We start from the raw sequence: 19476 nt of genomic DNA, 5'->3' as shown, positions 1-19476 counted from the left end.
CGGACGGTGTGGTCTTCAGCCAATACCCCGCGTCGCCCCAATCACCAGGGATAAGGCTGCAACATGGCTCACAAGATCTTCAATTGGCAGGACCTCGAAAATGACTTCTCCGACACCTTGCTCGTCGGCAACGGAGCGAGCGTCGCCGTCAGCGGCGAGTTCGGATACACGGGCTTGTTCGAAGCCGCGCAGGTGCACAGCTTTATCGACGCCAAGGCGCAGGATGTATTCGAGCGCTTTGAGACCGATGATTTTGAATTCGTGCTCCGGCGGCTCTGGCAAGCAAAGCAAGTGAATGCCGCCCTGGGTATCGCCGTGAAAGAGGTGGACGAAGCCTATGCCGCGGTACGCAAGGCGCTCATTCAAACGGTCCGGAAAGTGCATGTTTCCTACGAGGAGGCCAGACCCCACCTGGAACCGATCTACAAGTTCATGCGGCGGTTCCGCACCGTCGTTTCATTGAATTACGACCTCATCGTCTACTGGGCAGCGCAATTGGGAAATGAAGCGCTGGGCAGCCGCTATCACTTCAAGGGCGGCTTCAACAAGAACGCCTTCGCGGATAACTGGGCGATGTATCGGCAATCCTATGGATCTGTCGATAATCCAACGATCTATTGCTACCCGCACGGCAACATCGTGCTGGGAGTGACGCCGTCCTTCGAAGAACACAAGCTCGTAGCCGGACCGCAGGGCTTGCTTGATCTGATCTTCGAAGAGTGGCGCTCGGGCGGCCGCGTGCCGCTGTTCGTGTGCGACGGCACGTCCGACCAGAAGTTGGACGCCATCCAGAAGTCGCATTACTTGCGCAGCGTTTACAACGGCCCCTTGAGCGAGGTCGGAAAGTCCCTCGTCATCTATGGCTGGGGCATCGCCAAGCAGGAAGGACACATTCTCAATCAGATCGCCGCGGCAGCGCCCGATCGCGTCGCCGTGTCTGTCCACGAAGGCATGCAGACGTATTGCGACCATGCGCACAAAGCGCTTACGGATATAGGCGTCAAGGACGTGCGGTTCTTCCATTCAGATAGCGACGGCGCCTGGCACAACCCCTAATCCTTCAACCCGATCGGCTCCCATTGATCGGTCCGGTATTGCGTTGCTGGCAGCAGACAGGAGCCTGCGCGGCAAGTTTCTGTCCAAGGAGTACGTATGGCGGCAAGAAAGACCAAGCGACCTCAGAATGCGTGCCGCGAATGCGGCCACACCTGGTATCCAAGGGGCAACAGCCGTTCGCTGAAGTGTCCGAACTGCGGCAATCGGGATGTGAAAATCGTGGGGCCGGGCATATTGGGAGCCGCAGTGCTAGCCGGTTTCCTGTTTCTTTCGAGCGGCAACAAACCGGATACATCGAAGGCGTCGGCGCCGGCCAATCCCGCAGTCAACGCCGCGATTGCGCAAACGCCGCCAGCACCTGCTGCAATGGGTACCCCTCAGAGGCAGGAGCAGGCGCTCAGCGTACCCAAAGCGCCGAACGGGGCAACGTGGCCGACCGGAGCAGGATACGTCAACGGATATGAGTCGCGGGATTTCGGTGGTTCGGTCGTCAACCTGGTCAATCAAAAAACAGGCAACGCATTCTTTGTGAAGCTGGTCAGCAGCGCGCGGGGCGTCCAGTTCAGCAGCAGGCATGTCTACGTAGGACCCAACCAACAATTCTCGATCGTCAATGTTGCGCCGGGCGATTACTACCTGGCGTTCCAGGACTTGATGAGCAGGAAGTTCTACAGGACCAAGGACTTTTCCCTGACCCAGGGGCCGTCGTCGGTGGATGCCGGCAGGCTGCGCTACACCACCATCGGATTCGAATTCACCGGGCAGGGCGGCGGATATGAGGATGCCCAACAGATTCCGGCGGCGGATTTTGGGGGCAGGTGACCTTTGGGTTTGGTTCAAACAGCTTCCGGTTTGATGCCTGCCGCAATCAGACGCCAGGATGGAATTCGATACTCGTACGATGCCTCCTCCAGCGTCTGATACCGCTGAAACCAGGGCGCAAGATGGTTTTCAACATCCGTTGCCAAGGTCGACAGCCAGTCTTCCATGTCGTGCGCATCGCTGATCTTGAGCACAGCGCCGCTGCCCAGGGTGGGTTCCTGGACCAGCCCCTCTCCCGGTTTCAAATAAGCGCGGCGGTACATCCGCCCCTTGTTCCATACCTCGGCCGGCACGTAGACCGGCCATTCCTTTTCATACGGAAAGGACACGTAGACGCCCAAGGACACGTGCTGCGCGTTGTCGAACGAACCCTTGTAGCGGATCAGTTCCACGCCTTGCTGCAATTCGCCGCAGGCTCGCCACAGGCAACGCTTGCCCTTTTTCTTCCAGCCCGCGAATGCGGGCTGCGCGCGCAACCGCTCCATGACGCCTTGCTCCAGATCGGCCAGGGCTATCGGCATGCGAGCCTCCAGGGCATAAGGGCAAATTTCTGATTGCAATATTGCAAATGCATGTTCGTAGGTCCTCCGTGCTGGAGCTCTTCAGGCTTCAACGGTGTGTCGCAAGGTATCATGCGCTGGTTTTCACGGCTCGACCTCCTTGACAGTCAGAAGGCTCTTCAATGAAAAAAAGCATGCCACTGGTATTGCTGTCGTCCATGCTGCTGACGGCTTGCGGTCCCGACAAAATCATCGCCGATCTGCCTTCGCCTGACGGGAAATATCACGTTGAGGTCCGCAAGTGTCCGCAGCGCGGGTCCCTGACCTGGGACGAGCAGACCCAGGTATCCGTGGTCGAGGCAGGCGTATCGGAAAAGTGCAATGCGTTCATCGTGGCGCTGACGCAGTTCCGGTCGTATACGCCTGATGAGCAACTACAGCTTGAATGGATTTCCGATACGGAACTCAGGGCCTGGCATCCCGCGTTCGAGCCGAAGAATGGCCCTTGGGCCAGCACGATCAAGCAGGGCGCGCCGGTCAAGGTGATATTCGCGCCCAAGAGCTAGTCGGAGGCCGGTCATACCGCGATCTGCCGGAGCCGTGTCGTAAACGTGATAATTTGTTGCCCGTCGGCGCAGTTGTGACTGCTTGAATCCACAGCTTCCAATGAATTCGGATTATCCGCAGGCATATGCCCATGGATTGCCGATTTCTTGCCCATTCGTGCCGTGCCATTTGTGTTTGAATACGCGCCGTTTGCGCGCGTGGTTTGCCAGCCGCAAGACCCATATTCGACGGAGCCTGATCCAGTATGTATTTCAGAGTTTTGGCCATAGGGCTGCTGATGGCCGGCGGCAACATTGCGCAGGCCGCCACGGTGCAGGACGTCTTCAACGGAAAAATGCTGGGCAAGAGCCAGGCGCATTTGGAATCGATAACCGGCGCGCCGCAGGAATCCTACGGCGACGATCGCGTGTTCGAGGTGCAGGGCTGCCTGATCACCGCGACGATCAAGTCGGGCAAGGTATCGGCGCTGAGCATGGATGCGTCCGAAGCTTGCCAGCCCGACCTCGCCAGTTTCATTGGCGAATATGCGCCCAAGCCAGGGCAGAAACTCACCCCCGCCGCCTTTGGCCCGGACCTGACCTATACGGCCGATTGCCTGACGGACTGCGGCAATGCCGCCGATCCCTGGGTCTACGCAAGCTGGACCGCGCCGCGCGCAGCCGGCGGCATGGAGGTTATGCTGGGCTTTGTGCAGGCCGGAGACGAGGCGCTGGATGCAGCCGAAAGATGGGCCTCGCAGATGGAAAAGGCCGAAGGCCAGGATTACCTGCTCAACAACAAATTCAATTGCGACGCCCGCTACAACGATGTGGCCGAGGCCGCCTTCAGGAATGTGGCCGCGACCAGCGTCAAGGTCGGGTTCGATCTGCCGAAGGAACCTTGCCGCTAGGCTGCGCCGCAATGGGTTGAGATTGAGCATGGACATCGACAAAATCAAAGGCCGGCTGGCCTTTCTGCAGGAAGCCGAAAAACTCAAGAGCGTGCTGCGTAGCGGATTCACGTCCACGGGCCGCCCGGAAAGCACGGCTGAACACAGCTGGCGCTTGTGCCTGATGGCCATGGCCTTTGAGGACGAGTTGGCCGGCCTGGACATGCTCAAGGTCCTGAAGCTGTGCGTGCTACACGATCTGGGCGAGGCCATACACGGCGACGTGCCGGCCATCGAGAAGCACCAGCACCCGGACAAGAGCGAGCAGGAGAAAGTCGACCTGCTGCACCTGACGCGGTCCCTGGACGAGAAGCAGCGCGCAGGAATCATGGCGCTTTGGCAGGAATATGAGGATGCCGCCACGCCGGAAGCCAAGGCCGTCAAGGCCCTGGACAAGCTGGAGACCATCTTGCAGCACTCGCAGGGTTTGAATCCGCCGGATTTTGATTATGGGTTCAATCTGACCTACGGCCAGAAGCATACCGACGTGGATCCCTTATTTGCCCTGGTGCGCAGCGTCCTGGACGAGAAAACACGCGCCCGGATCAAGCCAGAGAGCTGAACGGTTTGGTGGTCCGGAGGCCGCTCAAGCGGCGCTTGCGGGTGCGCTTGCGCGCCGTTCGTGCGTGCCGAACCAGACGCCGGACAGGACCAGAACAAAAGCCCCTGTCAGGCGCCAGGTCAACGGATACGAGCCACTCAATAGCTCGATCAACACGGCCGTGATCGGCGCCAGCGCCTGAAACGACATGACGCGGCTTGCCTCCAGGCGGCTCAACGCCCACAGCAGGCAGAAATAGCCCACCGCGCTGGATAGTCCGATGAACACCACATTCGCCCACTGAAAGCCCGACAGGCTGGGCAGCAATGGCGCGCTTCGCGCCAGGCAGACGCCTGCCAGGAACAAGACCGAGACAAGCATCGCCACCACGCTGACATACATGGATGGATAGCGACGCAGGTACGGACGATATAAAAGACTGCAAGCCGCGCCGATAAACGTCGCGCCCAACAAGGCGGCCCAAGCCCAGCCATCCGCGGCGCTGCCCACCGCGGCGGCAGAAGGTTGCAGCAATAGTGCAATCCCCGAGACCGCCACGCCCGCGCCGATCAGCCGCGGCCAGCTGAACCGCTCGCGTCCCGTGGCAATCGCCAGGCACAGCGTCACCAGCGGCAGCGTGGAAAACACCAGCGCGCACGTGGCGGCCGGCAGGCGGGCCAGCGCGTAGTTCAACAGCAATATCAGCATCGCGAATTGCAGTATGCCCAGGCCCGCCACCGCGCAGAAATCCTTGGCCGTAAACCGTACCGACCATCGCCGCAGCATGGGCGCGGCAAGCATGAGCGCCCCGATGGCATAACGCAGGAAGGCCAAGGTCTCCGGTGACACGTCGTTCGACACTGCGCGTGTCGAGACCATTGCGGCCCCCACCAGCGCGCCCGTGATCGCGGCGGCGCAAATGGCCTGGGCGCGTTCACTCATCGGAGCCGCGCCTGTCCGCAAGCACGGATTTCATCTGGTTGCTGGGATGCATTGCGCTTCCTACAGATCCCGCGCCCAATACTGGCCCACCAGATCCTTGCCGAAGCTGTGATGCTGTTCTTCCTCGACCAGCTCGAAACCGGCCTTTTCATAGATCCGGCGCGCATCCGTCAGCACGCTGTTGGTCCACAACACCATGCGCCGGTAGCCTGCCTGCCGCGCAAAACGCAGACACTCGTCCACCAGCCGATGGCCTATGCCCAGCCCGCGCGCGGCGCCGTCCACGTACAACAGGCGCAGCTTCGCCGTGGTTTCGTCCTGCCGCACCACGAAGACCGAGCCCACCATCTTGCCGTCCTTCTCGGCGATCCAGCAGCGCTCTCGCTCGCGGTCGAATTCCCGGATGAACTTCGCCACGATCTCGGCCACCAGCGCCTCGTACTCCGAGTTCCAGCCGAATTCCTGGGCATAGACCCTCGCCTGGTTCGCCACTACCAGCCCCATGTCGCCCGGCCGGGGATCGCGCAGCACGTAGGGCAGGGGAGCTTTGTCGCCGAGCAGGTTCTGGATTTCGTTCATGGCATTGACCAGCTGCGCTTGCGCCGGCTCCGATAGCTGTTTGAGGATGGCGATGATCTCGTTGCGCGACGCTTCATTGAGCGGCGCAAACGCCGCCCGGCCCGCGTCCGTCAGTTCCAGCAAACCCACGCGCGCGTCCGCCGCCGAGCGCGTCTTGGCGATCAAACCTTTCTTTTCGAAGCCCGAGATCACGCGGCTGACATACCCCGCGTCCAGGTTCAGCTCCCGGCACAGGTCCGAGGTGCTGAGCGCCGGCCGGTGAGCCAGCTCGTAGAGAATGCGGACTTCGGTCAGCGAGAACTCGCTGGCCAGCAGATGCTCGTGCAGCACTCCGATCTGGCGGGTGTAGAAGCGGTTGAAGTACCGGACCGCTTCGGCGCGGTCGTAGAGCGATTGCTCTGTCATGGGAAGTTCCAATTACTTGCTTAAGGCATATTATTGTTTGCTTTAGGCAAGCATTGGAAGATCTTTTTCTGTTCGACGGCGATCATTCCGATAGGCCGGCGCTATCCGACGCGCGGCACGGGAGGGGCCGCCGTTACCGCTGCCGGAACTGCTTCCGATACCCCGCAGGCGACACCGAGAACGCCGCCGTGAAATGCTGCCGCAGCGACACCGTCGACCCGAATCCCGTGGCCTCGGCCACCCGGTCCACCGACAGCCCGCCCGTCTCCAGCAGCCGCTGCGCGGCGGCCAGCCTGTGGTTCAGCACCCACTGCGTCACGGTCGTGCCCGTCTTCAGCTTGAAGCGCCGCGTGAAATTGCGGCGGCTCAGCCCGGCCTCGCTGGCCAGGCGGTCCAGCCCCAGCGGCTCCTGCAAATGCTCGATGGCCCATTCCATGGCCACGCTTATCGGATCGCCGCCGTCCTCGCGTGTGAGCGGCCGCTCGATGTACTGCGCCTGCCCGCCATCGCGATGTGGCGCCATCACCATGCGGCGGGCCACCCGGTTCGCCAACTCCGCGCCATGGTCGCAACGCAGCAGATGCAGGCAGCAATCGATGGCGGCAGCGGTGCCGGCCGAGGTCAGGATGTCGCCGTCGTCCACGTACAAGGCCTTGCGGTCGAGCCGGATCTGCGGGTACTTGCGGGCGAAGTCGTCACTCCAGACCCAGTGCGTTGAAGCCGGTCGGCCGTCGAGCAAACCCGCCTCGGCCAGCACAAAGGCGCCCAGGCACAGGCCGATGACGCGCGCGCCGCGCGCATGCGCATCGCGCAGGGCCTGCAACATGGTTTCCGGCGGGCGCTCGTCCGGATCGCGCCAGGCGGGCACGATCACCGTGTCGGCCTCGGCCAGGGCCGAATAATCGTGCGGCACATGGATATCGAAACCCGACATGGTCGCGACCGGCCCGACTGCTTCGCCGCAGACCAGCAGGCGATAGCGCGGTACGCCCAGCCGGGCCAGGTCGTCGCCGAACACCATGCAGGGCACGGACAGGTGAAAGGAACTGATGCCCGCGAAGGCGACGACGGCGATGGTGTGCATGGCGCAATGGACAGGAATGCGGATTTGGCCCGATCCTATCATTTATTGGTATTCGGGCCACTTTCGGGTTCCAACCCGATGGCGCATCCTTGATGCCGTTCGCCCTCGTGCGTGAACAGCACACTAAACGCCTACAGATCAAGGACCTACGATGAATCACCCGACCATCCGCGCCATCGCCGGCGCCACCGCCCCGCAGTCCATCGACCCGGCCAGCACCGCCTTGCTGGTGATCGACTTCCAGAATGAATACTTCAGCGGCAGGCTGCCCATTCCCGAAGGTCCGGCGGCCCTGCGCAACGCGGCTAAGCTCGTCGCCCATGCCGATCGGCATGGCATTCCGGTCTTCCATATCCAACACGCCACGCCGGCCGGCAGCCCGGTCTTCGCCGACGGCAGCGCCGGCATCGAATTTCATCCCGACCTGCAGCCCGCGGCTGGCCATACGGTGCTGCGCAAGTCGACGGTCAGCGTGTTCCCCAGCACTGACATCGACCAGCGCCTGAAGGCGGCGGGCGTGCGCACGCTGCTGATCACCGGCCTGATGACCCACGCCTGCGTTGCAGGCGCTGCCCGAGACGCGGTGCCGCTAGGGTATCAGGTGATCGTGGCGGCTGATGCCTGCGCCACGCGCGACCTGGATACGGGTGCGGGGGAGCAGGCTGCGTTGCCGCACGCGATGCTGCATCGTGCGGCGCTGGCGAGCATCGATGACACCTTCGGCGACATCATGACGACGAAGCAGGTGCTGGAGCTGCCGTTGGCTTGAGAGGATAAGGGGCCGGGTAGGTCAGCCGGTCTGGTGCGAGTCCATCGGCATCTTGCCTGTGAGCGCGCGTTCGGGCACATGGCGTCGGCCTGCTTCATCTCTGGTGTTCACGGTGCCTTGCTTACCGGCTGGGCTGGGAACCCTCGCGTTTCGGGGGATTCAGCAGCGAATCGATGATCGGATCGGTTGGCGCCAGCGGCGCTGCGGTATCGGCGGTAGCCAGGGCGGCTGCCACTGAAGCAGGGACTACCGGAGACCCCGTCTTTACGCATGAGTCGATATCCAGGAGGGCCAGCTTTACCTCCTTGGCGAGCCGTTCAGCTGCTGCGTAATCTGGAATGGTTTTGCCCAGGACAGTCACGGCTGAACCTTTTAGCGGCGTACCCTGCATTTTGTAATAGCCGTTGTACGCAGCCAGTACGGCAGCGGCATCGATGGGAGCAGGTGTCAGCGCGTTGAGATTCTGGCGCAGCTGCGATTGAATCTCCATCGACGCGAAATTCATGGATCGCACCAGGATGGGTAGCTTGTTGAGCTCGTCGCTCAACTCCGATGGGGCGCTGTTCTGCAAGGCGTACGTCACCGTGACCACACAGCCCGCCTTCTTCGCCGCCGCATCGAAAAGGCCGCGCTGAGCCTCCAGGTGATACCGCGCACCCAATTGACTCGCACCTGCCGCAATGCCGGCGCCGGTAGCCGTGGTCGCCACGTTTCCAATCAAGCCGCCCGTGACGCCGACGACCACGCCCGCCAACGTCCAGTCGCTCTGTTCATACAAGGCGAGCTGCGCCCGGTCCGCGCGGTCTTGATACGCCGTCCGTTCGGCGACAAGGCGGTCATTGCCTTCGGGGACGGTGGCGAAAGGCTTGAGTGGCGCGGGCGTGTACATCGGATAGGCGCCCGGAGGACGGGCGGCACAGCCGGCCAATAGGACCGAGACCAAGAATAATGGCAACCAATGGCGGCTCGCCGTCCCTTGCGCCGACAGCCGCAATAGCCGAGCAAAAGGGGTATTACCCTTCAGGCGCTTGAGCATATTCTTGGGTGGAAATAATTGGACCGAGCGTTTCTGGCGAATGCTGGTAGCCAGCGTAGCAACGAGGATCCGATGCGGCTAGCCATCCAAAAGCACGATGCCAGCGGTCCGAGGAGCCCATCCAGGCACCCCGGCGCCTAGCGGCCGGCCACCTTATTTCGGCCCGGACCCGGTCCGCTCCACGTAGATCGGGCTGGAATAGATGAAGAAGCCGTCCTCGGTCGTGATGCGCAGGTACACCGCATTGTCGGAGTCTGTGTGCAGCGGCACGCGCACCCGCGCCTGCATCCGTTGCACCGGATTCTCGTCAGGCAGGCGATAGACTTGAAGCCGGCGCCGGATGCCGCCGTTTTCCACGACGACCGGCTCCAGTCCGATCTGCTCGACGGGGATCTCGGTACGCACCACCGGCGTGTCGATTTTCAGCACGCCGGCGCGCGGATTGCTCAGCCGCACATCGATGCCGCTGTAGCCGCCGGTGGTCAGCGAGCGCCAGCTCAGCATGTCGGGGCGAGGTTGCGCCAGGGTCTTGTCCAGGTTCCAGAAATTGATCGGTAGCGGATCGATGAAGGTGTTGCCTTCGAGGGTCGCGCTACCGTCCCAGACCGTCTGGCGGCCGCGGCCGCGGTACTCGGATCCTTCCCAGACGATGCGGATCCGGTTGCCCAGCGCGGCCTCGTCGTAGGGGTACAGCGTCTGCACCACGTCCATGCGGTTGCGGACTTCCACGCGTTCGATGGCGCCATGGGTCAGGACCTCGAAGGACAGCTCCAGCGAGTCGCCGTCGTACGACAGGATGGCGCCCATATCGGCCTGCGTGACGGGCTCGCGCGTGACTGGGGCGCCCAGCTTGGGATCGTCGGAATAGCGCTGCGCCGGCCTGTCGAAATGCGCTTGCACGTCCAGGTAGGCGCGGCATCCGGTGGTGGCGTAGTGGCGGCGTTGGCGCAGGCATTCGGCGATCGACTGGCGTGTCAGCTGGTCGGCAATCAGACAGCTCAGGCCGCCATATGCGCCAAACAACGATGCGCCCGGATGGCTGGCGCCATGCCGGCCCTTGTGCCCGTCGCTATTGGCCAGGATGCCCACGCGGTAGCCCAGCCGGAAGGCATCCTCCAGCAGCCATTCGAAGGTGCCCCAGTCGGAGTGGATCTCGATGGAGCGCTCCAGCCGCGCGTCATGGGACCGCGTAATGTCGGCGTAGCGGCCGCCGATGTGTGCGAACACCACCACATCCTCGTCCTTCAGCGCGTCAAACAGCGCATCGGCATCGTTGGCGTCCAGCGCCAGGTCCGACAGGTCGTCGATCAGCGCGTGCGAGGAACGATGGATGGGGCGGCCTTCCTTCAGGTACAGCACGTTGCGGTCGCCGCCCAGGCCGGTGTTGCCCGACCATTCATAGCCGGGAAAGATAATGAACGATCCATCCTGGTTGTATTGCGCGGTCAGCTGGTTCAACTGTTCCCAGAACGGCGTGGTGATCTGGAAGTCATTGCCCTGATGGCTCATGACGTCCAGAAAGGCGCGGTCGCGCGCGAACAGGATCAGGTCCTCGGCGGAATTGGTGCCTATGGTTTCCTCGGACTGCCCGTGCAGGTCGGCCCAGTAGTGCCCGCGTGTGCCGCCGCCGGCCGCGACGATGCGGCAGGGCGTGCTTTGCGCCACGGGCAGGCCGTCGCGCAGCACCTCGATGCGCAGCTCGCCGGGCGCTTCGGCCACCAATCCCTCAAGCCGCGCGGCAAACTCGCCCTCGCGCATCGAGAACGTGGCGGGCAGGCCGCGCAGCGGCAGGCTGCTGCGCAGGGTGAACTCGCCCGCTACCTGATCGCTGGGGTTGCCCCATTTATCTTCGCCCTTGAAACCCAGGCTGAAGGGCTCGCCCGCCACCGCCTGGCTGGGCAGGATGGCCTTGTAGGCGACCGGCGGCCCGGCCACCACGGCGATGGTGGGCGAGTGCTGGAGCTCGGTGTAGTTGTGGGTGGCGAAGGCGTCCACCAGCACCTTGAATTCGAACGTAGGCTCGCTGAACGTCTGCACCCGCATGCCGGGCGAGCCCTGCCGCGTATCGCCGAAGCGCACCACGATTTGATCGCCTTCCTCCAGGTAGCCGCGCACCACCCGGATGAATAGCGTCTTATCCCAAGGCCGGATGTTGCGCTTGCCGTCGTACTCCACCTGCAACACCGCGCCGTTGGAAGCCTCGACCGTGGTGTAGTTCCAGCCGTCCGGCTGATCGAACTGCGGCTTGCCCATGTCGCTGGCGAAACGGTGCACGATCTTGATCGATCCGGTGTCGTCGATGCCGAAATAGCCCGCGGTGTACGTCAGCGTGAACGACGCGAAGCTGCCCGCTTCGAAACGGCCGGTAGGTTCGACGATGGCCGATCCCATGCGGTCGGCGGCGTAGGAAGAGTGGGGCATTGCGGTTCCTGGCGGGTTAGGGAAATCCCATCTTAGGGACCGCACATCCATATAGCTATAGTATGCAAACTATTCCATCATGACGTCGCTACATGACCGAGCCGATCGAATCCGTCTCCCTGCGCCAGCTGCGCGCGCTGGTCGCTATCGGTGAAACGGCCAGCTTTACGGCCGCCGGCGAACGCCTGGGCCTGTCGCAACCCTCGGTCAGCCACTTGATCCGCCGATTGGAGGCCGAAGTCGGCCAGCCGCTGGTGGTGCGCGGCCGCGAGGTCTCCTTGACGCGGGACGGCCAGGCCATGGTCGACGCGGCGCGGCGCGCTATCCTGGCCATCGACAGTTCCATCCAGGAATGCCGCGAACACTCCGACCTGAAGCGCGGCAAGGTCATGGTCGCCGTGGGCCACGTCAGCGCGGCCACCTTGTTGCCGCACATCCTGATGGAGTTCCGCCAGCGCCACCCCCAACTGGACCTGATCGTGGTCGATTGCATGGTGCAGCAGATCCGCACGCGCCTGCTCTCGCACGAGGCCGATGTCGGCCTGGGTGCGGTCATGCAGGACGACGACTCCCGCATCATGGTGGAACAGCTTTCCGACAGCGGCGTCGCGCTCTTCGCGCGCATGGATCATCCCCTGGCCAGGCTGGACGAGGTCGACGCCAAGGTGCTGGCCGAATTGCCCTGCATCCAGCTGAACCCCGAAGCGCCCGCCTGGCTCAACATCAGCCGCCGCTTGATCGCCGCGAATATCTATCCGCGCGTCGAACAGCGCGTCGTCCTCCTGTCCACGGCCATCGGCCTGATACAGGCCGGCATGGGCGTGGCCATGCTGCCGCAGATCGCGCGCGGGCAGATGCCCGCCGGCATCAAGGGCATCGCCTTGCGCAATCCGGCGCTGGAATGGCCGATCTCCATCGCGCGCCTGGCCAACTACCCACTGTCTCCCGCGGCCCAGGCCTTCGTCGCCGTGGTCCGCTCGGTCTCCCAACGCCTGCGCCGCGACGCCGCCATGCCGTGATGGCATGACGCTATAGCACCCCGCCTATTTTTCGGGGTTGCCTGCTCCGATACGCTGCTTGGCATCATGCAAGCCCGCATGGTTTCCATTGCTCGCGCCAGCGCGGAGGCATCATGAAAACACTACAAGGGGTTCTACTGGGGGCTGTACTGGCCTGTGCGTCGCTTGTCGCGACGCCAGTCGAGGCGGCGCCGTTTCCGGATCGTCCCATCACGCTGGTCGTGCCGCTGGCGGCGGGCAGCACGGCCGATATCCTGGCGCGCTCCATCCAGCCCGGCCTGAGCCAGCAACTGGGGCAGACGGTCGTCGTCGAGAACAAACCCGGCGGCGGCGGCCAGATCGCCATGAGCTACGTGGCCAAGGCCTCGCCCGACGGCTATACGCTGGTGCTGGGCTCCAACAACACCTGGGCCATCAACCTGGGACTGTTCTCGAAGCTATCCTACGATCCGACCAAGGACTTCGTGCCGGTCGCCTATCTGGCGGGCGGCTCCAATGTGCTGGTCGTGCCGTCCGACAGCCCGTACCGCTCCGTGCCCGAACTGGTCTCGGCCTTGAAAGCCCAGCCGGGCAAACTGATGTACTCGTCCGGCGGCAACGGCACCACGCACCACCTCTCGGCCGAACTGCTGCTGTCGATCACCGGCACCCAGGCCGCGCACATTCCCTATCGCGGCGCGCCGCAAGGCGTGGCCGCCGTCATGGCGCATGAGGTCGCCTTCGCGTTCTACAACACGCCCAGCGTGTCCGGCCTAGTCAAGGAAGGCAAGCTGCGCGCCCTGGCGGTCACGGGCGAGGCCCGATCCCCCTTGCTGCCAGACGTGCCGACCATGATGGAAGAGGGCGTACCGGGCTACGTGATCACCGTCGACCTCGGCCTGATGGCCCCCGCCGGCACGCCGCCAGACGTCGTGGCGAAACTCAACGCCGCAGCGCGCAAAGTCATGGACAGCGCCGAACAGCGCCAGCGGCTGCAGGGCTTGGGGTATGAAATCTTCCACGACGGGCCGCCTAGCGGCTTGGCGGCATTTATCCAGGCCGATATCGCCAAATGGGTGCCGCTGGTGCAGCGGTCGGGGGCGAAAGTGGATTAAGTGTTTGCATTGCCTGATTCCTCTGCCTGGGGAAATGCGCGGGGCGCCGGCTTACAATTCGCCGGCCCCAGCCACCTCAGCAGAGAGAGTCCCGCCCATGTCCGAACACCACCAGTTTCTGTGCCCCCGCGACATGCACTTGCCGCCGCCTGATTGGCGGGGGCTGGAAACCAAACTGTTGGAAGGTGAATATGTGATGGAACCGCGCGGCGACGGTGTTCCGTATCGCGCGCTGTTGAACCTGAGCTTCGACCTGGCCAGCTTGAACGAAGGCTCGTACCAATATCAGGAAGGCCTGCGCACCACGGGAGATGTGATCGCCATGTACGTGGGGGCGGGGTATCTGCCGGCGGAGATACCGATACGCCACAACGACACGATGGAAGAGGCCATGGCGTTGCTGGCTGAGTACGGTATTACGCCGGGGGACCGGTATGCGGATAACGAGAGCAGCGACTGGAACAGCCCGCAGTACTGCCTGGGGCCGGCGGCACGAGCTTATCTGACTGACGATACACGGGCTCCCTATGACGCGGACCCAAAGAATTTTCCGTTGATGCTGCTGGCTTATGACGGGCCTGAGCCACATGTGGCGGTGGGGGAAAATCTCTCCGAGCCTAGCTTGCCGGGGTCAGATGAATTGTTGGAATCCATGCCGCCGTTCGACTCGCATGTTGATTTTATTGGGGCGGCTTATGAGGATCCGGCGGCGCAATGGCATTGTGCGGAGAATGGGCGCGATTACCGGATATTGGAGCTGGATTGGCAGTACAGCTTGGCGATGGGGTTTCGGATGGTTCGGACGGAATGGCTGGATGACGGCAGCGCGAGGGGGCTGGCCAGGCTGATCGAGGGGCTGACCGGGCAGGTTATGGTTTGCAGTCATCGGCATTTGTGAATGCGGGGTAGGGATGGCGCTGGGTTGCTATTCCCTTGTTCTTGCAAGACATAAATCTGCCGTGCGAATGAGAGGTGTCGCTACGGCTGTTCCAGCGGCCACACCTCAACGACGCCGTGCGCGACGGCGCAGGGTGTTTGCGACACCATCGCTATAGCTTCGGCCATGTCGGCGGCTTCGATGATGGCGAAGCCTGCCACTGGCAAGAGTGATTTCATGAATGGGCCGTTTGTCGTTTCAACCCGTGCGGCTTCGTGGTTGCGAACCTGTACTGGCTTGCCTGCGATGCCCATCAGTACACCGTCGTTCTGCAGTTTTGCGTCGTGGGCATGCGCTGCGTTTCGGATGGTCGAGGGCGTACGATCGTAGCCCTCTTGATCGCCATATCCGATAGTCACGAACTTTGGCATGGATCGTCTCCTTAACGTGGATGATATTTGGACCGACTTGCAATGTCGATGCACAGTAAAGGGAACGCCTGGGAGTGGACTGAGGTCTGCCCGAGCGTGATTTCTCTCCACACGATGAATCCGCTAGCTCCTCGGGGCTTTACTAGCTGTGCCAGATCTTGAGTGGTGTGTCGGCATACCTGAAATTAATGTCTCATGCCATATTTGATAAATAGAAAAGAGTTGGACTAAAAATTAGCTAACGAGTTTGCAATCGGATTTTATGCTGCACGCTTTAGGCCGAGAATTACCGTTGCGACCGGGTTCCAGTCGATGCAATCCAACAGAGGGTATTCACAAGGCCCATCTGCTCTGGCGTGGAGCACTTGATGGCCAGCAAGGCGGGGTTGGCCACTAGCACCGCCAAGGACTTTGCCCGGGAGACCGCCACATTCAGACGGTTCTTGCTGAACAAGAATTCCATGAAGCGCGGCAGCTCGGCCTCGCTCGATGTTGTCATCGAGATGAGAACGACTTCGGCTTCCTGCCCCTGGAACTTGTCGACAGTCCCAACCCGAGCATCAGTTGGAAGCGTGTCTCGTAGCAGATTTACCTGCATGTTGTAGGGGGCCACAACGAGGATGTTATCCGACGTCATTGAGTGAATGCTGCCATCGTCTGCAGTGTAGCTGTGGCGCAGAAGGTCCTCGTATAGTTGCCTGATGAGCTCGGCCTCCTCAATGCTCTGCTGTGAGCAGCCTTCATGGTTCACTGCGGCGAAGACGATCCCGGTGGGCTGGAGAATCGGAGTCGGGTCGTCCCGAAGCACGACGACCCGACTCTTGTTCTTGGACTCGGGTTCTAGTCGAGAGTCGTAGACCGCCTCAGAGATGAAGGTGCAGACGTCAGGGTGCATCCGCCAAGTTGTCTCGAGGAAGATGCCACGATTGGGTGCAATCGTGGCCACGCCGTCGAGGAGGTAGTCCAGGGATGAGTCGCCCGAACGTCCTGGATGGACACCCTGCGTGGGCTGGGAGAGCTGCATCTGGTCTCCCAACAAGACAAGATTTTGGGCGCTGGTACCGACAGCGATTAGATTGGCCAGCGAGACCTGGCCGGCCTCATCGACGAATAGGTAGTCGAGGTACTGGTCAGCGTCTGGCCTGGAAAAGAGCCATGCGGTCCCTGCCACTAATTGGGCACCACAGGAGAACACCCCGTCGTTCTCATAGAGGTTTTCGATGCCATCCCCGAGATATGCCGTGTCGTCTCCCCTGCTTGATTTCTTGACACCTTTGAAGGTCAGCCCCCGCCTCTTGGCAACTTCCGCTACTTTTTCCAGCAGATGGTTAATGGGGCGATGGGAGTTGGACGTGATGCCCACTCGCTTGCCTGCAGCTAGCAATTCGACAATGACGTGAGAGCCGGTGTAGGTCTTGCCAGCGCCGGGCGGTCCCTGGACGAAGAGATAGGTGTTCTGCATGCCCATCACCACGGCGGTGCAGGCCTCAACCGTCGCCTTTCCAGAAATCATGGGTGTGTCGGCATTCTTGCCCGCAATGGAAGGAATTTCCCGGCGCAGCATGCTTTCAAGCGCGGGGTACTTGTGGGTGCCGTCAATCAGTGTGTCCGCGAACCGGAACAGCGCCTCTTGGATAACCCTAGTTGGCACGGGGTTACCAGGTCCCAAACTGAGCCGGGTGGGCGGCTTTTCCTTGGTAGGGCCAACCTTCAGCCGAATAAGGCGTGCTTCACTGTCTATGTCCAGTTGGCCCAAGGATTCGCCAGTGTCAGCCCTCGTGATGTTGCTACCGCTGCGCAGTTTGGTCTCTTGGACAGGGTATGTGTACGTGTAGAGGGTAGACCGTTTCACCGCCGTGGGCGGTGACTGCGGATCCGACTCCAGCCCGGCCAGACACTCAGGATCTTCCAGAAGCTCGTCGTCGGTCATGTCCATACGCTGAAACATTGCCCAGTAGGCGGGCTTATCAGCGCGGCGGTGAAAGTCAAGGAGTTGATAGGTCAATTCCTTGGAGACCTCCTCAGCGGTCCAGGCTTGGTGGTCCTCTGGCAGTGGCTCAACCAAAGCTTTGCGGTATGGAACCAGGCGAACCTCGGCGTCGGTGAGCGGCTGGCTGAATGCGGTTTCAGGGTTGGCGCTGTTCGCCACAGTACGCGGCTGGGCCCACGGTATGCCGTGCGGGCGCAGTGTTAGCAGCCAGTCTCGCAGTTTCTGCGTCGAGCGCACATCGTCTTCGTTGTACTTCTCGATGGAGTCCAGAAGCGATTGTTCCCCTGTCTCCTTCCATCTCTCGTACCAGACGATGCTGGCGCCGGCATTGGTGACATCGCCGTCGCGCGCTTCCAGATAGAAGCGCTCGATATTCTTGATCGAATAGCGCGGCTCCGACACCATGATGCCTTCGCGCACCACTTGGTATAGGTCGACGAGCACGCCCCGGCGCAGCCAGTTGTCGACCTCAGCCTCGCGCGTGGCGTGCAATGTCATAAGCTTCTTGAGGGCGGTCTCCTCATAACTCGCGTAGTGGTAGACGTGAGCGCCCGGATAGGTCTTCAGGCGAGCCACAACGAAGTCGACGAACGCTTCGAAGGCGATGCTTTCCTCCTGGCGACTATGCGCCCAGAAGCCCTTGAATCTCCATTGATTACCTTCGAAAAAGTACAGGCCAAACAAATACTCCAGTCCGCCTTCCTCGAGCGGATCGCCCTCCATGTCGAAGAACATATCCCCAGAGTTCGGCTCGGGCATTCGAAGTAGGCCTCGGCCTGGTTGCTGAGGTAGTAATTCGACAATGCGCTCGCCCGTGCGTCGGGCCTCCGTTTGCAGAAACGCCTGATGTCGCAGCTTTTTCAACGTGCCAGCTTGGAGCTTGCTCACGGAAGTATCCGGAGACAATGTAGCCAGCTTGGCCATAGTGTCTATGCCGGCACTCTTAAGCTTCAATAGCTGGCCGCGTGAGATATTGGCTACTTGACTGAGGTGATCGTCATCCAACCATTGCTGCTTGCATAGATGGCTCCAGCGGCAGAGATCGCAGTAACTACAGGGTTCTGGATAGGTGGTCTTTCCTTCCTCGCTCATGCGAGCCAGGAATCGCTCCAACAATGCCTCGAAGTAGTGAGCATAGTCGGCACACCGGTAGGTTTTACGAGACCGGTTCCCGAGGATTATGTGCATGGACACCGGCGCAACACCCTGCACCACGGTTAGCAACTTCGAGTAGAACGACAGCTGTACCAGGAATTTGGCCTTAGGCGTGCGCGACAGCTTGGTGTCCGAAACTTCGTAACTGTAGTTGCCGAGGGAGGATGGCCTGTCAACCTTGATGAGAAAGTCCGCAAAGCCCGCTAAGTTGTTATGTAGGAGCGTGGCTTGAAAGACGACATCTACGCCGGCGCGCATAGCCTTGAGGGTGGCGGCCACCTTTGCCTCAAGACTCTCATTGCCCTCGGCGATGTCGACCACCGTCAGACCTTGGTCACGTAAGTACAGGACGTACGCGTCTTCATGCTCATAGCCCTTCCGCTGGATGAGCTGGATCGTCTCGTCCACGTCAGCCCGCGGCAGCGGGCTCTGCAGATTCAGCAGATCGAGCGATGTGACGTGTTCGCATTCCAGGAAATTGACTAGATCAGTTGCGGCATAAAGGCGCCCCGAGTCTCGGTTCTGCATGGTCTCCCCCCCCTTTTTTTTGTAACCATTATGTTACGGGGGCGTGGTGGTGTCCAGGGGACGATGTGCCACCTTTGCGACGCCCAAAGTTAGCGGATCGGACGCTGGTTCAACGAGAACAGGTTGTCCGGCGAAGCCGCCGTCAGCCTCGATGCGCCGACGGCCATGGTTTCCTCACATTAAGGGCCATTCAGAGGTCGGCAAGCTTGCCTGTCAGCGAATCTTCAACGAAATGAATGTGGATGCCGCTGTCACTGGCAGCGGTGACCTGGGCGTGAGTTAAATACCAGGGCACTGCGGTAGTCTGGTGTGTGAAGCGCTTGTGAGGCCCGTTACCGTGGGGGGTAGTGCAAGTAACTTGGCGGTCAGCCACGATGGGTCTCCTGAATGATCCGTTGCAATTTCGTCGTCAACGCGGGGAAGACTCTGGATGAAGTGGGAACATTCCGCCGACAGGTCGAATCTAGTGATGCAGCGACCTGGACTCCTTGGATCGTGGAGATCGAGATTGCCGCCCAGGAGCCCAGTACTCGCAAGCAGCCGGCCTACTTGCTGTGCTCCTTCCGCACGCCTTTGAAAGGCGTGCCGTCCTTCTTCTGGTCCATAAACCGGCCGCTATCTGTATCGCGCTTCGTCCAGTTCTCGGTGACCGGGTTATAGGTCTGGGAACGATCGCGAATTGCGCCGCGGCGCGCATTGTCGCCGGTAGGCGGGTTCTTAGCCATAACAGAA

Annotated in this window: 18 protein-coding genes and 1 pseudogene; 9 read left to right on the top strand and 10 right to left on the bottom strand. The window is 61.6% G+C overall.

Annotation, left to right across the window (positions count from 1 at the left end):
- Positions 1-63 precede the first annotated feature (63 nt).
- Both ACZ5YA_RS07855 and ACZ5YA_RS07850 read left to right on the top strand, forming a co-directional pair.
- Positions 64-1056 (top strand): DUF4917 family protein, encoded by a 993-nt coding sequence (locus ACZ5YA_RS07855; protein ID WP_464092325.1) that lies wholly within the window; start codon positions 64-66, stop codon positions 1054-1056.
- A gap of 96 nt (positions 1057-1152) precedes the next feature.
- Entirely contained in the window at positions 1153-1878 is a 726-nt protein-coding gene (locus tag ACZ5YA_RS07850; protein WP_464092324.1) for a hypothetical protein, read from the top strand.
- Between the two features lie 14 nt (positions 1879-1892).
- Here the strand turns inward: ACZ5YA_RS07850 and ACZ5YA_RS07845 are convergent, their stop codons facing one another.
- Positions 1893-2399 (bottom strand): hypothetical protein, encoded by a 507-nt coding sequence (locus ACZ5YA_RS07845; RefSeq protein ID WP_464092323.1) that lies wholly within the window; start codon positions 2397-2399, stop codon positions 1893-1895.
- Between the two features lie 173 nt (positions 2400-2572).
- Here ACZ5YA_RS07845 and ACZ5YA_RS07840 point away from each other — a divergent pair, with 173 nt between their 5' ends.
- The 3 genes from ACZ5YA_RS07840 to ACZ5YA_RS07830 all read left to right on the top strand — a co-directional run bounded on the left by ACZ5YA_RS07840 (position 2573) and on the right by ACZ5YA_RS07830 (position 4435).
- The gene (locus ACZ5YA_RS07840; protein WP_280016267.1) at positions 2573-2944 is read left to right on the top strand and encodes a hypothetical protein; all 372 of its coding nucleotides are present in this window, start codon (positions 2573-2575) and stop codon (positions 2942-2944) included.
- Positions 2945-3189: 245 nt separating this feature from the next.
- Positions 3190-3834, top strand: coding sequence for a hypothetical protein (locus ACZ5YA_RS07835; RefSeq protein ID WP_464092322.1), 645 nt, complete (start codon positions 3190-3192; stop codon positions 3832-3834).
- A 28-nt stretch (positions 3835-3862) separates the two neighbouring features.
- On the top strand, positions 3863-4435 hold the full coding sequence (locus ACZ5YA_RS07830) for an HD domain-containing protein (protein ID WP_464092321.1): 573 nt from the start codon (positions 3863-3865) through the stop codon (positions 4433-4435).
- A 24-nt stretch (positions 4436-4459) separates the two neighbouring features.
- On the opposite strand, the gene ACZ5YA_RS07825 is transcribed toward ACZ5YA_RS07830, so the two are convergent.
- From ACZ5YA_RS07825 to ACZ5YA_RS07810, 4 genes and pseudogenes are all read right to left on the bottom strand, one after another.
- The gene (locus tag ACZ5YA_RS07825; RefSeq protein WP_419343709.1) at positions 4460-5356 is read right to left on the bottom strand and encodes a DMT family transporter; all 897 of its coding nucleotides are present in this window, start codon (positions 5354-5356) and stop codon (positions 4460-4462) included.
- Positions 5357-5416: 60 nt separating this feature from the next.
- Positions 5417-5983: a GNAT family N-acetyltransferase gene (locus tag ACZ5YA_RS07820; RefSeq protein WP_410487139.1), complete on the bottom strand. Its 567-nt coding sequence runs from the start codon at positions 5981-5983 to the stop codon at positions 5417-5419.
- 111 nt (positions 5984-6094) lie between these two features.
- Positions 6095-6340: pseudogene (locus tag ACZ5YA_RS07815) on the bottom strand (MarR family winged helix-turn-helix transcriptional regulator); the annotation flags it as partial.
- A gap of 133 nt (positions 6341-6473) precedes the next feature.
- Complete coding sequence (locus tag ACZ5YA_RS07810) at positions 6474-7424, bottom strand: GlxA family transcriptional regulator (protein ID WP_464092320.1); 951 nt, start codon at positions 7422-7424, stop codon at positions 6474-6476.
- A 151-nt stretch (positions 7425-7575) separates the two neighbouring features.
- Between ACZ5YA_RS07810 and ACZ5YA_RS07805 the strand changes: the two genes are divergently transcribed.
- Positions 7576-8193 (top strand): cysteine hydrolase family protein, encoded by a 618-nt coding sequence (locus ACZ5YA_RS07805; protein ID WP_306637142.1) that lies wholly within the window; start codon positions 7576-7578, stop codon positions 8191-8193.
- Between the two features lie 121 nt (positions 8194-8314).
- Here ACZ5YA_RS07805 and ACZ5YA_RS07800 read toward each other — a convergent pair whose 3' ends face one another.
- Entirely contained in the window at positions 8315-9229 is a 915-nt protein-coding gene (locus ACZ5YA_RS07800) for a putative periplasmic lipoprotein (RefSeq protein ID WP_280016262.1), read from the bottom strand.
- Positions 9230-9382: 153 nt separating this feature from the next.
- A complete protein-coding gene (locus ACZ5YA_RS07795; RefSeq protein ID WP_464092319.1) occupies positions 9383-11650 on the bottom strand; it encodes a DUF3604 domain-containing protein in 2268 nt (755 codons plus the stop codon).
- A 92-nt stretch (positions 11651-11742) separates the two neighbouring features.
- Between ACZ5YA_RS07795 and ACZ5YA_RS07790 the strand changes: the two genes are divergently transcribed.
- The 3 genes from ACZ5YA_RS07790 to ACZ5YA_RS07780 all read left to right on the top strand — a co-directional run bounded on the left by ACZ5YA_RS07790 (position 11743) and on the right by ACZ5YA_RS07780 (position 14661).
- The gene (locus ACZ5YA_RS07790) at positions 11743-12669 is read left to right on the top strand and encodes a LysR family transcriptional regulator (RefSeq protein WP_119451312.1); all 927 of its coding nucleotides are present in this window, start codon (positions 11743-11745) and stop codon (positions 12667-12669) included.
- 113 nt (positions 12670-12782) lie between these two features.
- Positions 12783-13763, top strand: a complete 981-nt coding sequence (locus ACZ5YA_RS07785; RefSeq protein ID WP_464092318.1) for a Bug family tripartite tricarboxylate transporter substrate binding protein — start codon at positions 12783-12785, stop codon at positions 13761-13763.
- A gap of 97 nt (positions 13764-13860) precedes the next feature.
- The gene (locus ACZ5YA_RS07780) at positions 13861-14661 is read left to right on the top strand and encodes a hypothetical protein (RefSeq protein ID WP_464092317.1); all 801 of its coding nucleotides are present in this window, start codon (positions 13861-13863) and stop codon (positions 14659-14661) included.
- A gap of 80 nt (positions 14662-14741) precedes the next feature.
- On the opposite strand, the gene ACZ5YA_RS07775 is transcribed toward ACZ5YA_RS07780, so the two are convergent.
- The 3 genes from ACZ5YA_RS07775 to ACZ5YA_RS07765 all read right to left on the bottom strand — a co-directional run bounded on the left by ACZ5YA_RS07775 (position 14742) and on the right by ACZ5YA_RS07765 (position 19469).
- Entirely contained in the window at positions 14742-15071 is a 330-nt protein-coding gene (locus tag ACZ5YA_RS07775; RefSeq protein WP_464092316.1) for a YciI family protein, read from the bottom strand.
- Between the two features lie 286 nt (positions 15072-15357).
- Positions 15358-18744 carry a TM0106 family RecB-like putative nuclease gene (locus tag ACZ5YA_RS07770; RefSeq protein ID WP_464092315.1) on the bottom strand — a complete coding sequence of 1129 codons (3387 nt, stop codon included), beginning with the start codon at positions 18742-18744 and terminating at the stop codon, positions 15358-15360.
- A gap of 545 nt (positions 18745-19289) precedes the next feature.
- Positions 19290-19469, bottom strand: coding sequence for a hypothetical protein (locus tag ACZ5YA_RS07765; protein WP_464092314.1), 180 nt, complete (start codon positions 19467-19469; stop codon positions 19290-19292).
- Positions 19470-19476 lie beyond the last annotated feature (7 nt).

The organism is Achromobacter sp. JCM 18799 (assembly GCF_055395645.1).
The sequence above is the reverse complement of the archived record's forward strand: the minus strand, read 5'-3'. Positions and strand labels throughout refer to the sequence as shown.

Bases quoted from the DNA above. Each gene is read 5' to 3' on its own strand.
- ACZ5YA_RS07855 (WP_464092325.1), top strand. From the start codon at position 64: ATGGCTCACAAGATCTTCAATTGGCAGGACCTCGAAAATGACTTCTCC.
- ACZ5YA_RS07850 (WP_464092324.1), top strand. From the start codon at position 1,153: ATGGCGGCAAGAAAGACCAAGCGACCTCAGAATGCGTGCCGCGAATGC.
- ACZ5YA_RS07845 (WP_464092323.1), bottom strand. From the start codon at position 2,399: ATGCCGATAGCCCTGGCCGATCTGGAGCAAGGCGTCATGGAGCGGTTG.
- ACZ5YA_RS07840 (WP_280016267.1), top strand. From the start codon at position 2,573: ATGCCACTGGTATTGCTGTCGTCCATGCTGCTGACGGCTTGCGGTCCC.
- ACZ5YA_RS07835 (WP_464092322.1), top strand. From the start codon at position 3,190: ATGTATTTCAGAGTTTTGGCCATAGGGCTGCTGATGGCCGGCGGCAAC.
- ACZ5YA_RS07830 (WP_464092321.1), top strand. From the start codon at position 3,863: ATGGACATCGACAAAATCAAAGGCCGGCTGGCCTTTCTGCAGGAAGCC.
- ACZ5YA_RS07825 (WP_419343709.1), bottom strand. From the start codon at position 5,356: ATGAGTGAACGCGCCCAGGCCATTTGCGCCGCCGCGATCACGGGCGCG.
- ACZ5YA_RS07810 (WP_464092320.1), bottom strand. From the start codon at position 7,424: ATGCACACCATCGCCGTCGTCGCCTTCGCGGGCATCAGTTCCTTTCAC.
- ACZ5YA_RS07805 (WP_306637142.1), top strand. From the start codon at position 7,576: ATGAATCACCCGACCATCCGCGCCATCGCCGGCGCCACCGCCCCGCAG.
- ACZ5YA_RS07800 (WP_280016262.1), bottom strand. From the start codon at position 9,229: ATGCTCAAGCGCCTGAAGGGTAATACCCCTTTTGCTCGGCTATTGCGG.
- ACZ5YA_RS07795 (WP_464092319.1), bottom strand. From the start codon at position 11,650: ATGCCCCACTCTTCCTACGCCGCCGACCGCATGGGATCGGCCATCGTC.
- ACZ5YA_RS07790 (WP_119451312.1), top strand. From the start codon at position 11,743: ATGACCGAGCCGATCGAATCCGTCTCCCTGCGCCAGCTGCGCGCGCTG.
- ACZ5YA_RS07785 (WP_464092318.1), top strand. From the start codon at position 12,783: ATGAAAACACTACAAGGGGTTCTACTGGGGGCTGTACTGGCCTGTGCG.
- ACZ5YA_RS07780 (WP_464092317.1), top strand. From the start codon at position 13,861: ATGTCCGAACACCACCAGTTTCTGTGCCCCCGCGACATGCACTTGCCG.
- ACZ5YA_RS07775 (WP_464092316.1), bottom strand. From the start codon at position 15,071: ATGCCAAAGTTCGTGACTATCGGATATGGCGATCAAGAGGGCTACGAT.
- ACZ5YA_RS07770 (WP_464092315.1), bottom strand. From the start codon at position 18,744: ATGCAGAACCGAGACTCGGGGCGCCTTTATGCCGCAACTGATCTAGTC.
- ACZ5YA_RS07765 (WP_464092314.1), bottom strand. From the start codon at position 19,469: ATGGCTAAGAACCCGCCTACCGGCGACAATGCGCGCCGCGGCGCAATT.